This is a genomic window from Lentzea sp. NPDC054927 (genome assembly GCF_053610285.1).
In genome coordinates this window covers 1-13,361 of record NZ_JBSGXZ010000006.1, presented here as the reverse complement: position 1 = coordinate 13,361, position 13,361 = coordinate 1, and the positions used below count along the sequence as shown (strand labels likewise).

At 67.6% G+C, this 13,361-nt stretch carries 20 protein-coding genes; 9 read left to right on the top strand and 11 right to left on the bottom strand.

Annotated elements, in window-relative coordinates; all coding sequences use genetic code 11:
- Positions 1-196 precede the first annotated feature (196 nt).
- Genes ACWGE0_RS11815 through ACWGE0_RS11805 form a run of 3 tightly spaced genes read left to right on the top strand, consistent with a single transcriptional unit; the run spans position 197 to position 2,121 of the window.
- Complete coding sequence (locus tag ACWGE0_RS11815; RefSeq protein ID WP_452260871.1) at positions 197-1,174, top strand: hypothetical protein; 978 nt, start codon at positions 197-199, stop codon at positions 1,172-1,174.
- Positions 1,171-1,698 carry a hypothetical protein gene (locus ACWGE0_RS11810; protein ID WP_452260870.1) on the top strand — a complete coding sequence of 176 codons (528 nt, stop codon included), beginning with the start codon at positions 1,171-1,173 and terminating at the stop codon, positions 1,696-1,698. Before ACWGE0_RS11815 ends, ACWGE0_RS11810 begins: the two co-directional genes overlap by 4 nt.
- Before the next feature lie 27 nt (positions 1,699-1,725).
- Complete coding sequence (locus ACWGE0_RS11805) at positions 1,726-2,121, top strand: methyltransferase domain-containing protein (RefSeq protein WP_452260869.1); 396 nt, start codon at positions 1,726-1,728, stop codon at positions 2,119-2,121.
- Between the two features lie 448 nt (positions 2,122-2,569).
- Here ACWGE0_RS11805 and ccsB read toward each other — a convergent pair whose 3' ends face one another.
- From ccsB to ACWGE0_RS11770, 7 genes are all read right to left on the bottom strand, one after another.
- The gene (ccsB, locus tag ACWGE0_RS11800) at positions 2,570-3,427 is read right to left on the bottom strand and encodes a c-type cytochrome biogenesis protein CcsB (RefSeq protein WP_452260868.1); all 858 of its coding nucleotides are present in this window, start codon (positions 3,425-3,427) and stop codon (positions 2,570-2,572) included.
- Positions 3,406-3,780 carry a hypothetical protein gene (locus tag ACWGE0_RS11795; RefSeq protein ID WP_452260867.1) on the bottom strand — a complete coding sequence of 125 codons (375 nt, stop codon included), beginning with the start codon at positions 3,778-3,780 and terminating at the stop codon, positions 3,406-3,408. Before ACWGE0_RS11795 ends, ccsB begins: the two co-directional genes overlap by 22 nt.
- The gene (locus tag ACWGE0_RS11790; RefSeq protein ID WP_452260866.1) at positions 3,773-4,153 is read right to left on the bottom strand and encodes a hypothetical protein; all 381 of its coding nucleotides are present in this window, start codon (positions 4,151-4,153) and stop codon (positions 3,773-3,775) included. The genes ACWGE0_RS11795 and ACWGE0_RS11790 overlap by 8 nt, the downstream gene beginning before the upstream one ends.
- Before the next feature lie 73 nt (positions 4,154-4,226).
- Positions 4,227-5,066, bottom strand: a complete 840-nt coding sequence (locus ACWGE0_RS11785) for a M56 family metallopeptidase (RefSeq protein ID WP_452260865.1) — start codon at positions 5,064-5,066, stop codon at positions 4,227-4,229.
- Positions 5,063-5,422 carry a BlaI/MecI/CopY family transcriptional regulator gene (locus ACWGE0_RS11780; RefSeq protein ID WP_452261125.1) on the bottom strand — a complete coding sequence of 120 codons (360 nt, stop codon included), beginning with the start codon at positions 5,420-5,422 and terminating at the stop codon, positions 5,063-5,065. The genes ACWGE0_RS11785 and ACWGE0_RS11780 overlap by 4 nt, the downstream gene beginning before the upstream one ends.
- 16 nt (positions 5,423-5,438) lie before the next feature.
- Entirely contained in the window at positions 5,439-5,609 is a 171-nt protein-coding gene (locus tag ACWGE0_RS11775; protein ID WP_452260864.1) for a hypothetical protein, read from the bottom strand.
- Positions 5,606-6,253, bottom strand: coding sequence for a class I SAM-dependent methyltransferase (locus ACWGE0_RS11770; RefSeq protein ID WP_452260863.1), 648 nt, complete (start codon positions 6,251-6,253; stop codon positions 5,606-5,608). Before ACWGE0_RS11770 ends, ACWGE0_RS11775 begins: the two co-directional genes overlap by 4 nt.
- Positions 6,254-6,338: 85 nt before the next feature.
- Here ACWGE0_RS11770 and ACWGE0_RS11765 point away from each other — a divergent pair, with 85 nt between their 5' ends.
- Positions 6,339-6,947 carry a TetR/AcrR family transcriptional regulator gene (locus tag ACWGE0_RS11765; RefSeq protein WP_452260862.1) on the top strand — a complete coding sequence of 203 codons (609 nt, stop codon included), beginning with the start codon at positions 6,339-6,341 and terminating at the stop codon, positions 6,945-6,947.
- Here the strand turns inward: ACWGE0_RS11765 and ACWGE0_RS11760 are convergent, their stop codons facing one another.
- Entirely contained in the window at positions 6,948-7,541 is a 594-nt protein-coding gene (locus ACWGE0_RS11760; RefSeq protein WP_452260861.1) for a class I SAM-dependent methyltransferase, read from the bottom strand.
- Positions 7,542-7,676: 135 nt separating this feature from the next.
- On the opposite strand from ACWGE0_RS11760, the gene ACWGE0_RS11755 reads away from it, so the two are divergent.
- The 5 genes from ACWGE0_RS11755 (at position 7,677) to ACWGE0_RS11735 (ending at position 11,406) form a co-directional block, all read left to right on the top strand.
- Positions 7,677-8,723: a HupE/UreJ family protein gene (locus ACWGE0_RS11755; RefSeq protein ID WP_452260860.1), complete on the top strand. Its 1,047-nt coding sequence runs from the start codon at positions 7,677-7,679 to the stop codon at positions 8,721-8,723.
- 8 nt (positions 8,724-8,731) lie between these two features.
- Positions 8,732-9,247, top strand: coding sequence for a hypothetical protein (locus ACWGE0_RS11750; protein ID WP_452260859.1), 516 nt, complete (start codon positions 8,732-8,734; stop codon positions 9,245-9,247).
- A 45-nt stretch (positions 9,248-9,292) separates the two neighbouring features.
- Positions 9,293-10,006 carry a YcnI family copper-binding membrane protein gene (locus ACWGE0_RS11745; protein WP_452260858.1) on the top strand — a complete coding sequence of 238 codons (714 nt, stop codon included), beginning with the start codon at positions 9,293-9,295 and terminating at the stop codon, positions 10,004-10,006.
- A complete protein-coding gene (locus ACWGE0_RS11740; RefSeq protein WP_452260857.1) occupies positions 10,003-10,539 on the top strand; it encodes a copper resistance CopC family protein in 537 nt (178 codons plus the stop codon). The genes ACWGE0_RS11745 and ACWGE0_RS11740 overlap by 4 nt, the downstream gene beginning before the upstream one ends.
- Positions 10,540-10,623: 84 nt before the next feature.
- The gene (locus ACWGE0_RS11735) at positions 10,624-11,406 is read left to right on the top strand and encodes a DUF3152 domain-containing protein (protein WP_452260856.1); all 783 of its coding nucleotides are present in this window, start codon (positions 10,624-10,626) and stop codon (positions 11,404-11,406) included.
- On the opposite strand, the gene ACWGE0_RS11730 is transcribed toward ACWGE0_RS11735, so the two are convergent.
- The 3 genes from ACWGE0_RS11730 to ACWGE0_RS11720 form a co-directional block, all read right to left on the bottom strand.
- Entirely contained in the window at positions 11,348-12,571 is a 1,224-nt protein-coding gene (locus tag ACWGE0_RS11730) for an MFS transporter (protein ID WP_452260855.1), read from the bottom strand. The two genes, ACWGE0_RS11735 and ACWGE0_RS11730, sit on opposite strands and share 59 nt — an antisense overlap.
- Positions 12,572-12,632: 61 nt before the next feature.
- A complete protein-coding gene (locus tag ACWGE0_RS11725) occupies positions 12,633-12,809 on the bottom strand; it encodes a DUF305 domain-containing protein (RefSeq protein ID WP_452260854.1) in 177 nt (58 codons plus the stop codon).
- Positions 12,809-13,270, bottom strand: coding sequence for a DUF305 domain-containing protein (locus ACWGE0_RS11720; protein WP_452260853.1), 462 nt, complete (start codon positions 13,268-13,270; stop codon positions 12,809-12,811). Before ACWGE0_RS11720 ends, ACWGE0_RS11725 begins: the two co-directional genes overlap by 1 nt.
- Positions 13,271-13,361 lie beyond the last annotated feature (91 nt).

Sequence of the window (13,361 nt, the reverse complement as noted above, 5' to 3'; positions counted from 1 at the left end):
GGCAGCGCGATCCGCCTGACGCTCTGCGAGCACCTGGTCGAGCAGGACCAACTCGTTGTCCGCCACGACGTGAGAGTAAGGGCGCGTCGCTCAATCGTGGAGAAGGCGCGCGGTGCATAATTGACGTCATGGCCATGACGCTTCGCGGACGAGCACGGCGGGGCCACGGGCCGCTCCGGCTCAAGAGTGACGGCTAGTGGCTTCTCCGGTGGCCTTGTCGCTTCTGACGTCGAGAGTTGCAGCGGAGCCACAGCTCACGCTCAACGAGGAAGGCGCGGCTGCGGAGGCGGGGCAGCCCGATCAGATCCTGTTGTCCTGGGCCAAGGTCGTGCTTCACGAAGCCCTGCGCCGGTCGTCGCTGCTGGACGCGCGACCGTATGAGATCTTCGGCCAGGGTTCACGCGTGAACAACACCTACATCGAGCATGCGAGCGACATCGATCTCGTCCTCATGCTCAAGATGCCGTTCGAATCGAACATCGATGTGCTGGGCGGACCAGGCATTGGTGGCTGCGAGGACAGCTGCCAGGCTGATCTCTATCGCTGGGAGGAGTTCCGCGAGGACGTCATGGCCGCGTTGGCTGAGTCGTACGTCGTGAGCATGGGGCGCCGCTGCCTCAACGTCGACGACCCGGACTCGCTCTTCGGTGAGATGGTCGACATCCTCCTCGCGACGGAGTATCGCCTGTACTTCGGGTCGCCGGCGCCGGGCGTAGTGGCCTATGAGCAGGGAGTCTTCTTTCGCGACCGCGAAGGCAGAGCGATCGTCAACTTCCCCAAGCAACACCGGCGTAACGGTGACCAGAAGAACCGGTGTACTGGCGGCCGGTTTAAAGAGGTTGTCCGGTTGGCCAAGCGGGCTCGAAGGTTGGCCGAGTGGGAGCACATGATCGTCGAAGGCACTGCGCCGTCGTACCTGCTGGAGTGTCTCTTGTACAACGTTCCCGACCACGTCTACCGGACGTCGTCGCTTGAGCAGGCCTACCTCGGCGCGATCGAGTGGCTGCGTCGGTGCCACCGCGAGGATCCGGTGACGTTTGCGGGGTTGCAATGCCAGAACGGCATCAACCGGCTCTTCGGGAAGAGCCCGGATCAGTGGGAGGCCGGCGAGGCTGGAAGAATCACCGACGTCCTGCACGGGATCGTAAGCCCTAGTGTGATAGGCGCAGCATGACTTGGACGGCCGCACAGATAACTGCGGTGCTTGCGATCGCCGGTGGTGCGCTCACCGCGCTGCTGACCTACGTGCTGAATCGACGCGCTGCGCGCCGCGAGCGTCGTGCACTAACGTTTGGCGAAGCGCTCAGCGTCATCGAGGATTACGCGGAGATGCCGTACCGCATCCGGCGGCGGCCGGGCACGCTGGAGGGGCGCCAGCAGCTCACCGAGGAGGTCAGCCGGATCTATTCGCGGCTCGCGTTCCACCAGGCGCTGCTCGACATCGAGGCGCCTAAGGTCGCGGCTGCGTACAGGCTACTCGCGAACGAAGCGAAGGCCCAGGTTGGCGGCCAAATGAAGACGGCGTGGCAGCAGCCGGTGCGTGTCAATGACGCGGAGATGAATCTCGAGGAGTACTACGACCGGAAGCGAGTGGACCACGCTCGGGATCACTGCGTGGCGACGATGCGGGCGGTACTTTGGCACAAGCGCGTTCCCGCGGCACCAAAGCCGCTTCCCCGCAACGGTGAGCCTGCGTGAGGAGCTGGAAGAGACCCGCCATACCTGTTGCACGATCGATCCGAAATTTGCCACGATTCCCGTAGTGCAAATAGTCAGTGCCTGACCGACGACGTAGCCACTAACGAGGCCGCCGATGAATTGGCCGGCTTCACGAACGTCGAGTTCCTCAAAGGCAGCATCGAGTCCATCCCGTTGCCCGGCAACACCATCGACGTCGTGATCTCCAACTGCGTCATCAACCTCCGTCGACAAGCCCGCCGTCTTCGCCGAGACCTTCCGCGTCCTGCGCCCCGGCGGCCGCATCGGCATCTCCGACGTCGTCGCCGACGACCACCTCACGCCCTCCGAGCGAGCCGAACGAGGTTCCTATGTCAGCTGCATCGTCGGCGCCCTCACCTTCAGCGAGTACCGCGAAGGACTATGGGCCGCTGGTTTCAGTGACATCGAGATCACACCGACGTTCCAGGCGGCAGACGGCATGCACTCCGCGATCGTGCGTGCGACCAAATCGGCCGGCTCGGTGGACGCCCCGGTCGTCGCACAGGGCGAGGCGTGTGTTGTGGTGTCAGCTCCTGCTGCACGCCGACAGAGGAGTCGGCCGAGTCCGGCGTCACGGTGGCCGAAGCGAAGTCCGCTGCAGGTCGCGGCTGTCAGTGACTTGCATTCGGTAGCCAGGTACAGGCTGCCGTCGGAGCGGGAGCGCCCTGGGCCCCGCAAGCCTGCGCATAGAGAACGTGCGGCGTGGTTCGTTTCACCTTCAGTCTGGTCGCGACCGGCGACAGCTTGCACCTGAAGATCGAGGTTCCAGAGCAGCGCGCTGCTGTGCTTTCCAGTCCGATCCGAACTTCGTCCGGATCCTCGTGCGCGCCCAGAGGCTGATCCGGTTGGTTCAGGAGGTGCCAGCGTAGGAGTGCAGGCCGGAGATCACTAGGTTGATGAAGAAGAGGTTGAACAGCACGGCGATCATGCCGACGACGTTGATCCACGCGGCGGGCTTGCCGCGCCAGCCCGCCGTCGCGCGGGCGTGCAGGTAGGCGGCGTAGCAGACCCAGGAGACGAACGCGACGGTCTCCTTCGGGTCCCAGCCCCAGAACCGGCCCCAGGCGGCTTCGGCCCAGACCGCGCCGGTGATGATCGCGAAGGTGAGTGTGACGAACCCGAACGCGCCGGTGCGGTAGGCGACGCGGTCGAGATGCTCGGCGGTGGGCAGGCGTGTGACGGGCCTGTGCTCGCTCCACAGGTGCAGGCCGCTGACGATGCCGGACAACAGGAACACGCCGCTGGCCATGATCGCCGCGGCCACGTGGATCGTGATCCAGTACGACCTCAGCGCGGGTTGCAACGGTGTGACCTCGGTGTAGAGCTGGTTGCCCGCGACGAACAAAAGCAACGCCAGCGGCAGCAGCACGAACACCGACAGACGCCGAACCTCGTGCCGCCGCACCAGGTACAGCCACGCCACCACCGCGATCAGCCCGACCGCGGACAGGTACTCGTACAGGTTGCCCCACGGAACCCGTTGCGCCGCAACGCCGCGAAACACCAGCGAGGCGAGGTGCAGGACCGCGCCCAACACCGTCAGTGCAACGCCGATCCGTCCACACCGGACGGCTGCGGGAGGAGTGCTTCCGGAGTGCCGGGTCAGCGACCACTCCGCGGCGCCCAGCAGCGCGGCGGCCATGTAGACCCCGAACGCGCTGGTGAACGACCAGTCGCTGAGCAGGCTCACGCCGTCCTCCGCAGCCACCACAATCCGAGTACCGGCAGCACCAGCGGCACGAACCCGTACCCGACGCCGAAGAACGACCACACGGTCGCGTCCGGAAACGCCTGCGGCACGAGCAGGCTCGCGGCTCCGGCCAGCAGCACGCCGGCCAGTTCGATCGAGCACGCGACCAGTGCGACCTGACGGCCGCCCATCGCGAGGGCGACGGTCGCCAGCACGTACACGACGGCGGCGAAAGCGGAGAGCACGTACGCGGCCGGGGCGTCGTCGAAGCGCGTGGCGATCTGGACCGCCGACCGCGAGGTCGCCGCGATGGCGAAGATGCCGTAGACGGTGATCAGCATGCGGCCGAGGCCTTGGCGGGTCTCATGCATGGCCGGCCCAGATCTGGCCGAGGCGCACGGTCATCACGGGCACGCTCAGGCACGCGACCACCAGGACGCCCGCGCTCCAGCGAGTGCGTTCGGCGGCCGACCAGACCACCGCGACTGGCGGGATCACCACAGGGCCGAGCAGGTAACCGACGAACGACAACCGCTCGACGTCGCGCTCGGTGCCGAGCAGGGCCGCGATGCCGATGACGGCCTGGACGAGTAGGCCGACCTCCAGCACGGCGAGGCACCAGACCAGCCCCCAGGACAGCTTCGTCAGCGGCAACAGGGCTTTATTCAGTGCGATCAGCAGGCCCGCGTAGGCGGCGCCGGCGAGCGCGAGGACGGTCAGCGCCGTCGGCAGCACGTCGATCATGAGGCTCTTCCGGGGACGAGGGAGATCTACTACGGAATGTAGCACTACGGCTTGTAGTAGATCTCCGTCGAGCTCAGAAGACGAGGAAGCTGAGCGGCGTCGACACCAGCGTCAGGCCGCTGACCAGCGCACTCCACCGCAGCCATCCCGGCGTCACGCCCCGGTCGGCGATGCGGTGGAGACGCGCCGAGGCCGCGGTGATGCCCAGCGCGCCCGCGGGCGGCCCGGCGGTGAAGCGGTGCAGCGCCGACGCCAGCGCCTCCGGGCTGTGCTCGCGACAGGCACGTTCGTCCGCGCGCATCTCGATGAGCAACGCGACCGCGTCCGCTACCCGAGGCGCGCACCGCCGCAACGCCACGAGTGCCAGGTCGTGGCGCTCGCGGGCGTGGGAGTGTTCGTGGGCCAGCACGGCGTGCAGTTCGGCGGTCGACAGGCTGCGCAACGCGCCGGTGCTCAGCACCACGGACGACGGCGTGCCCGGCAGGCAGTACGCGACGGCCGCCGGATGATCGATCACCAGCGCGCCCGGCGCGACCTCGTCGGTGCGGCTGACCAGCGCCAGCACGTCCCGATGCCGCCGTCTGACCCGCGCGACCGCCCACCATGACGTGAAGAGCACCGTGATGAACGCGACCAGCACCGCGAGTCCTGACGCGACAAGGACATCGGCGGCCACAGTGGACAGTGGATCGCCGGCCCAGGCCGCGAGCGCCCGCGGGATCGGCGCGTCGTAGGAGTCGAGGCCGAGCGTGATCAGCACGCCCGCCAGTGACAGCACCCACGTGGCCGCCAGCATCTGCCACAACGCGATGCCGGTCCCCGGCGCCCGCCACACCCAGCGCGCCCGGAGCAGGAAGTGCGCCATGACCGCGCAGATCCCGAGCGTGATCACGAGGTGCAGTGCGGCACTCACGTCTCGTCCTGCTTTTCGGCGAGCGCCTGGGACAGCACCTCTGCCTCGGGAGTGCTGACCGAGCGTGCGAAGTGGGTCAGCGCGGCCTCGCGGTCGCCGGTGAGCGACAGCGCGTCGAGCATGAGCTGTGCGACGTATTCGTCACGACTGGCGACGGGGGAGTACCGCCATGCCCGGCCGTCGGCCTCGCGTCGCACGAAACCCTTCGAGGTGAGCCGCGTGAGCACGGTCATCACCGTCGTGTAGGCGAGCCCGCGCTCCGAGAGGGCCTCCCCGACGTCCCGCACGAGCATCGGCTCACGGCGGTCCCACAGGACCTCCATCGCCGCCCGTTCCAGCTCACCCAGCTTGCTCAGCACGCCGCCGATGGTGTCAGGTCGGCGTGCGGCGGCGCCACAGCCTGCGGGCCACCACGCCCGCCAGCAGGTGTGCGGCCACGGCGACGCCCGTGATCACGAGGCCGAACCGGTAGCCGAGTCCGATGTGGATGATCAGGCCGGCGAGCACGGCCACCACGACGAGAACGTTCGCCGCCCTCTTCACTCGGCGCCGCCGGGCTTGTTCGCTCGAACGCAGTGCAGGAACCAGCTGACGCGCGTGGTCCTCCCGAGGGCGAAGCCCGCGTCACCGAGCATGAGTGCGATCCGCTCGACCGGGTTGTCCCGCATCGTCTCGCCCGCAGTCGCGCCGACGAGATGCCTGGCCAGTGGTCCCTTCGGTGGCAGGAAGTCCGCGATGAGGACCCGGCCTCCCGGTCGCAGGACGCGGAACATCTCGGTGAACGCCTGAGCGCGGGCGTCCTCCGGGATGTGGTGGATCGCCAGGCTGGACAGCACGACGTCGAACGACGCGTCCGGCAGGTCCAGCGCCTCCGCCTTGCCGATCACGAACGAGCAGTCGGCGCTCGCCCGCTTGCGCTGGGCCTCGGCGACCATCTGCTCGGACACGTCGACGCCCACGGCGCGCCGGCCGGCCGAGGCGGCGAGTGCGGTGAGGTAACCGGGGCCGCAGCCGATGTCGAGCACCTCGTCCTGCGCGGTGACGTCCGCGAGGTCGACGAGGCGTCCGAAGATGCGGCGGCGGCTGCCGGTGAACGCGATCGAGGACAGGAGTTCGTAGGCGCGGGCATGGCGGATCGCGCCGGGAGCGTGGTCGGACGACTTCCCGTGTAAGCGGCTCTTCTGCATCTCGTGCTCCTCTAACTTAGTGACTACTAAGTTCTGGTTGACGCGAGCTTAGTCACGACTAAGTAGGGGTGTCTAGGATGCTTCTGTGACCGAACAACGGGAGCGCCGAACCAGGATGACCGCCGAGGAGCGCCGCGAGTCGATCCTCGCGGCGGCGACCGAGCTGTTCGCCGAGGTCGGCTACCTGCGCGGCAAGACGTCAGCGGTAGCCCGCAAGATCGGCGTGAGCGAACCCGTGGTGTTCCAGAACTTCGGCACCAAGGCGGCCCTGTTCGCCGCCGTCGTCGACCGCTCAGCCGATCACATCTGTCGCATGGTCGAACGGGTCACGGACGCGGACGTCCCGGTCTCCGGCCTGCTCAAGATGATGCTCGACCCCGAACACCTCCAGCACGTGCACAGCGCGGGCTCGGTGGGAGCGATCTTCGCCGACGCCTCCACGATCCACGACGAACCGGAGATCGAGGCCGCCACCCGCCGCGCCGTGCAACGGTTCGCCGCCGCGATCACCGGCCTGCTCGACCGCGGCCGAGCAGGTGGCGAACTCCGTGCCGACCTCGACACCGAAGCCGCCGCCTGGTGGCTGCTGTCCATGGTGGCCTCGCAGAAGTTCCGCCAGACCACCGCCGCCGACCCGAGGGATGTCGAGGCACGACTCGCGGAGGGCACGCTCGCGTTCCTGACCGAACGCTGATCAGCTCCTGCTCACGAGCAGATAGCGCTCATCGTCGATCGAGCGGCCCCACAATGCCGGATCGTCCAGCCGCGTGACGTCGGCTTCCTGGCGAACGTCCAGCACAAGCGCCCGGCACTCGGCAGCGGTCAAGCCCGCTCCCGTCGACCAGTGCCCTTCTATGAGCACGAGCATGCCGCCAGGCGCGAGCAGGTCGACCCAGCGCTTCAATGCGGTAGCGCGGTCGGGAAGTGCCCACAGCACATGCCGGGCGAGCACCACGTCGCAGCTACCTGGTGCGTAAAGAGGCCGGGAGGCGTCGCCCTCAACGAACGCCGCCGACACCCCGGCGGCGCTCGCCTTCGACCAGGCGGCCGCGACCATCCGAGGGGAGAGGTCCATGCCGCGGACCTCGTGCCCTGCCTGCGCCAACAGCACGGACAGGCTGCCTGTCCCGCATCCAAGGTCGACGATGGATGCTGGAGTGGTCGGCAACAGCGGCAGGAGCACCGCCGCCCACGCGGCACGCACTTCGGGGTCGAGCAGTCCGTGGTCTGGCTCCTGGTCGAAGGTTGCCGCGTGCTGATCCCAGAAGTCGCGCACCTCGCTTGTCATAAGTGAAGTTTGCCGCAGCACGTGCTTGTCGAGGGCGCGCTCGCTATTAACCGCCTTACATCTTCTCCGCTAGGGTCCCGCGCAGCGGATATCCGCTGATCAATGAGCATTCGCGCAGAGGAGTTGATGCAAAAGGTGTGCAGAAAAGTCATCGGTGCGCTGGCCTTGGTGGTGGCGATGGTGGGAATGCCTGGTCAGGCACTCGCACACGGCATCACCGGGTCGGCCGCCGGAAAGAATGCCTGGGAGTTCATCCCGCTGGGCATCGAGCACATGCTGCTCGGCTGGGACCACCTGCTGTTCATCGCCGGCATCGTGCTTCTCGCGGGCGAGCTCAAGCGGGCGGCGCAGCTGATCTCGGTGTTCGTGGTCGGGCACAGCACCACGTTGATCATCGCCACGCTGGCGGGCTGGAAGCTCAGCGCCACGCTGGTCGACGTCGTGATCGCGTTGAGCCTGGTGTTCGTCGGTGTGGTCGGGTGGATCGGCAGGCCGCAGAAGTGGGGCTGGTTCGCGGCATCGGTGTTCGGGTTCGGGTTGATCCACGGGCTTGGCTTGTCCACGCGGCTGCAGGACCTCGGGCTTCCCGAGGACGGCCTGCTGGTGCGGGTGATCGCGTTCAACGTCGGCGTCGAGATCGGCCAGCTGATCGGCATCGTGATCATGGTCGTGCTCGGCAGGGTGTTCGCGCGGCTGATCAAGTGGGACAAGGCGCCGAAGCTCGCCAACGGTGGTCTGGTCGCTGCCGGGGTCGTGGCGGCGATCATGCTGAGCGTCCTCAGCGTGTTCGCACCGGCGCCGCCCGCGGACGCGTATGCGGCCGGGTGTTCGGTCAAGACGCGCACGGAGACGTTCAAGGGCGAGGGCAACCACCCGCCGAAGGACTTCTACGAGCCCAGCGAAACTGCGCCGGAAGCTGACTTCGGGCACGTCGCAGGTGACGGCTACCTCATCGTGCAGTACTCAGGGTTGTCCGAGGCCGAGGTGGGGCAGTTGCGGACGTTCATCACCGGTCCGGACGGGCAGAAGGTCGTGGGCGGGCTCAAGCAAGGACAGGCCGAGCAGATCAAGGCCATCAACGCCTACGACACGATGACCTGCGAGAAGCTCGACCTGGAGTCGATGAAGAAGTTCGCCGACAAGTGGCTGACCGATCCACGCTCGAAGAGTGCTGAAGGCTGATCGTGAAGATGACCGAACTGCGTGTGGTGCGCGCGGCCCTGGTGGCCGTGCTGTCCAGCGCTGTCTCGGTCGCCGCCCATGGGGCGGCAGGCGGGGGCATGCCCGACCTCGGGTCGACGCTGCTGCTCACGCTCATGATCGCGGGCGCCGCCACGGCTCTCGCTGATCGCCGGCGCAGTGCGAAGCGCACTGTCGCCATCCTCGCGGCAGCTCAGCTGTCGCAGCACGTCATGCTCACCTGGCTGTCCGGCCTGGCACACCACCACGACCTCTCGCTGCACCCCGCGATGATCGCCGCACACGTGGCCGCTCTCGTGGTGTCCGGGTTCCTCTTGGCTCGTGCCGAGGACGTGGTCTTCGCCGTCGCGGGCGCGTTCGCCGCGTTCATGCCACGGCTGCTGGTGTCATTGCCCATGCCCGCCGACGTGCCTGTCGCGGTGCCGGTGTGGTCGGACGTCGATCCTGTTCGGACTGTCCTCTTGCGACGCCAACTCGGGCGCCGGGGACCTCCGCGCGGCTTCTGAATCCCAGCTGTTCTTTTCTCCTTTGAGTTCAGGAGTCGTACCAACATGTCTTCAACACGTTTGGCGCGCGCTGGCGCGTGTGCCGCGGCGGCACTGGCCGCTGCACTGGCCTCGGCCGGATCGGCCTGGGCGCACGTCAGTCCGACACCTGGTGAGATCAGCCGTACCGGGTCGAGCGAGGTGGCGTTTCGGGTGCCGACCGAGTCGACCACCGCGGGCACGGTGAAGTTCGAGCTGACCCTGCCCGCCGAGAACCCGGTCAGCTCGGTGCGGCTGGAACCCAAGGCGGGCTGGAACGGCACGATCACCAGGGCGAAGCTCGACAAGCCGGTCACCACCAACGGCATCACGATCGAAGAAGCGGTCCGCAACGTCACCTGGACCGCTGAGCCGGGCGTGCGCATCGCGCCCGACCAGTACGGCGTCTTCCGCATCTACCTCGCCGGGCTCCCGAGCACAACCGACACGCTGGTCGTCGCCGCGGCGCAGACCTACGACGACGGCAAGGTCGCGAACTGGGATCAGCCGCCGAAGTCCGACGGCACCGAGCCGGAGAACCCGGCACCGGTCATCAAGCTCGTGGCCGGTGGCAGCGACATGGCCGGCATGAACCACGGCACGACGTCGCAAACCGCGACCTCACAGGACAACAGCGCGCGCTACCTCGCCGGCGGCGCACTCGCCTTGGCCGCGCTCGGCCTCGGCATCGGGGTGGGCGCGCTGCTGCGCGTCCGCCGGGCTACCCAGGAGCAGTCATGAACCTCCGTCGTTCGATCGCGGCCTTGGTCGCCGTGATGGGATTCGTGCTGCAGGGCGCCGCGCCGGCGTTCGCGGACGCCAAACTGGAGAAGAGCGATCCCGCCGAGGATGCGTCGCTGACCGCGGTGCCGGCCGCGTTGACGCTGACGTTCAACGAGCCGGTCAACCCGCAGTCGCTCGCATTGACCGGTCCGGACGGGCAAGCGGTCACGCTCGCCGCGCCCACGACGGCCCAACTCGTCGTGACTCAGCCGGTACCCGCGCTGGCCAACGGCGCGTATGCCCTGGCGTTCAAGGTGGTGTCGACGGACGGGCACAACGTCTCGGGCACCATCAAGTTCACTGTGGCGGCCCCGGTGCCCACCACGACGACCACGACGACGACCACGCAGCCGCCGGTCGTCTCGAGTGCTCCCGCGGTGCAGAACCAAGCTGCAGAGAACTCGTCGACGACATGGTGGGTCGTCGGCGCAGCCGTGGCGTTGGTGCTGGCTGCCGTGGCCTACGGGTGGATCCGGCAACGTCGAGCCTGACCGGTTGTGGGTGGGCGCGCATCCCGCGTCCACCCACGACCTCGCGGAGGAGGTGAAAGCCGCGGTGAAAATCCGCTTCTACCGGTGGCCGATCGTGGCAGCGTCGCCCTGATGGGGCTCACGGGCTACGTGGTGCACGACGTCGCCGCCGAACAGCCATCACCCGCTGGAGCGCCAGCTGGCCCGCCACCGAAGCGCGCCGTCAACCCCGAGGGCGACGCACGGTTCCCGGACTCGATGAAGACCGCCGAACTGCCGCAGGGCGGCCCGTTCACCGAACGCGGCAACGGCCGCTGGACGATCGTGCCGGGCGGCGGCGATCGAGTTGGCCCCAACGTGGCACCGCTGACCTACACGATCGAGATCGAAGGCGGTGTCGAAGTACCCGGTGGCGCCGAGGGCTTCGACCGCATGGTGCGCGGCGTTCTGGCGCACCCGAAGAGCTGGATCGGCAGCGGCCAGCACGCGTTCCAGCGCGTCGCCGACGGAAACGCGGACGTGCGGGTCAGTCTCACCTCGCAGATGACCACGCGGCAGCTGTGCGGATTCGAGATCCCGTACGAGGGTTCGTGCTGGCGACCGGACCTGAAGCGGGTCGTGATCAACACCGCCCGGTGGGAACGCGGTGCAGTGGTGTTCCAGGGCAGCATCGTCGCCTACCAGCAGTACGTCATCAACCACGAGGTCGGGCACGCGCTGGAGTTCGACCACCAGGGCTGCCAGACCGATGGCGAGCTCGCGCCCGTGATGATGCAACAGACCTGGGGCACGTCGAACAACTACCTCGCGAGCATCGGCGCTGATCGCGTCACCGCGGATGGCAAGGAGTGCGTGCCGAACCCGTGGCCGTTCCCGCGCCGACCTTGATGAGCGGCATTGCGGCCAACACCAGGTAAGCGACTGCGAGCACGATCAGCCCGGCAGACACTGCACCTGAGAACAGCACCCCACCCGCCGCGCTTCCGAGCGGGAAGCCCAATGCACACACGGCTGCTCGGGCACCCGTGACCTGGCCGCGCACGTCGTCGGGGACGCTGCGCTGGAACAAGGAGCGCTCGATCGCGTAGTACGGGCCCCACAGGAACGACGCCACTGCGACGAGCACCGCCGCGACCGGAAGTGCGTCGGTGAGAGTCAACGCCGCCAACGCCGGCGCCCCGGCAGCGATCACGACCGGCAGCCGTGCACGCACGGGGAGCCTGAGAAACAGCGGAAGTCCACACAGGACACCACACAACCCACCTGCTCCCGCAGCACCGAGGAGCACACCGAAGGCGAACGCGCTGTCGTGCAGGACGTTCAGCGCGTAAACGGGGTACAGCAGATCGGTCGCTCCGCTCAGGAACAAGAACCCTGCGGCACATGCCGTGAGCACCGCCGCCGTCGGGTATCGCGCCAGCACCACGAACGCCGGGCGCCCACGATCTTCGCGTGCGGGCGCGCGCAGGTCCGGTAGCCGGAACGAGAGCCAACTCATGACGGCGAAGCTCGCTGCATCGACCATCAGCGCCGTGCTGATGCCTGCCGTTCCGACCAGGAAACCGGCCACGGGCGGCCCAACCACGTAGGCGAGCTCCCAGTTGACCGACAGCAGGGAGTTGGCCGACTCGAGGTCACCGTCCTCGACGACCCGAGGGACGAGCACGCCCTCGGCAACCTCGCTGACCGCCGCCAACGCCGCGCTCACCGCCGCAACCACGCAGATGTGAACGACACGAAGCTGCCCGAAGCGATCGAGCACCGGCAACAGCGCAATCAATGCGCCGCGGAGCGCGTTGTCCCATCCCATCAGCAGCCGCACCGGAAACCGGTCCAGCAGCCTTCCCGCGACCGGGCCACACACCAGGATCGGCAGCCCCGAGCAGAGCAACACCAGCCCGAGCTCGCGAGGGCCCGCCAGATCCAGTACCAGCCACGACAGGGCAACGACCGTGAACGCGCTACCACACCGCGACACCATCATCCCGAGCCAGAACCGCCGGAAGGCTGGTTTGCGGAGAACGCGCAGATACCCCCGGAAAGTGCGTCGCATGCACTCACGCTAACGGGCTGAAATGGAAAATGTTATTTCATTGTGCAAATTCTCTTTTTAATTAAATGGGGGAAGGAAGCGGAGTGTTGCCGCGTTGCGCCAGCATCGAGGTCATCAGCTCGATGTCGGAGATCTGGGTGACCAGCATGTTCGCGGCGAACGTGCGCAGCTGGTCGGTCGAGGCGTACTGCTCTCCCGCGCGCATCATCGGCATGCCGCCCTGGTGGTGGCGGATCATCAGGCGCAGGAAAAGTAGACGTCGAGCTCTTGCCCGCGCAACGACTTCAGCGTGGCCAGCTCGTCCTCTGTTGCCATGCCCGGCATGACCGCGGCTCCGGAAGCAGGACCTGCCGCGTGGCCAGCGTGACCTGTTTCCGAAGGCACCCAGGCCATGTGAGGACCTGGCGCGGCGGCTGGCTGCTCCCACAGCGTGAGCCAGCCCTGCATGCGGCCGATCTGCTCCAGCTGGCCGTTGCCGATGTCGAACGCGAGCAGGCGCACCGCCTGATCGGTGGTGTGGTCACGGATGGCGTCGGCCATCACCACTGCCTGGCGGTGGTGCACCGTCATGTCCTGAGAGAAACCGACATCGACCGTACCGAACTCTGCCCGCGCCGGGTGCAGTTGCGTCCTCAGCAGCGTTCCGCCGACCATGCCGAGCGCGGCGACCACCAAGAAGGCGATCACCGGCACGGCCACACGTCGAAGCATCGAGTTCGTCGTCAGAAGTTCGCCACCGCCGCGTACAGCAGCGTCAGCACGATCGCTGCGACGGCAACCGCCGCCACGA

What these genes read in the sequence shown, in the direction of transcription:
- ACWGE0_RS11750 (WP_452260859.1), top strand. Translation starts at nt 8,732, where the DNA reads ATGACCGAACTGCGTGTGGTGCGCGCGGCCCTGGTGGCCGTGCTGTCC.
- ACWGE0_RS11790 (WP_452260866.1), bottom strand. Translation starts at nt 4,153, where the DNA reads ATGATCGACGTGCTGCCGACGGCGCTGACCGTCCTCGCGCTCGCCGGC.
- ACWGE0_RS11770 (WP_452260863.1), bottom strand. Translation starts at nt 6,253, where the DNA reads ATGCAGAAGAGCCGCTTACACGGGAAGTCGTCCGACCACGCTCCCGGC.
- ACWGE0_RS11745 (WP_452260858.1), top strand. Translation starts at nt 9,293, where the DNA reads ATGTCTTCAACACGTTTGGCGCGCGCTGGCGCGTGTGCCGCGGCGGCA.
- ACWGE0_RS11760 (WP_452260861.1), bottom strand. Translation starts at nt 7,541, where the DNA reads ATGACAAGCGAGGTGCGCGACTTCTGGGATCAGCACGCGGCAACCTTC.
- ACWGE0_RS11730 (WP_452260855.1), bottom strand. Translation starts at nt 12,571, where the DNA reads ATGCGACGCACTTTCCGGGGGTATCTGCGCGTTCTCCGCAAACCAGCC.
- ACWGE0_RS11810 (WP_452260870.1), top strand. Translation starts at nt 1,171, where the DNA reads ATGACTTGGACGGCCGCACAGATAACTGCGGTGCTTGCGATCGCCGGT.
- ACWGE0_RS11740 (WP_452260857.1), top strand. Translation starts at nt 10,003, where the DNA reads ATGAACCTCCGTCGTTCGATCGCGGCCTTGGTCGCCGTGATGGGATTC.
- ACWGE0_RS11795 (WP_452260867.1), bottom strand. Translation starts at nt 3,780, where the DNA reads ATGCATGAGACCCGCCAAGGCCTCGGCCGCATGCTGATCACCGTCTAC.
- ACWGE0_RS11725 (WP_452260854.1), bottom strand. Translation starts at nt 12,809, where the DNA reads ATGATCCGCCACCACCAGGGCGGCATGCCGATGATGCGCGCGGGAGAG.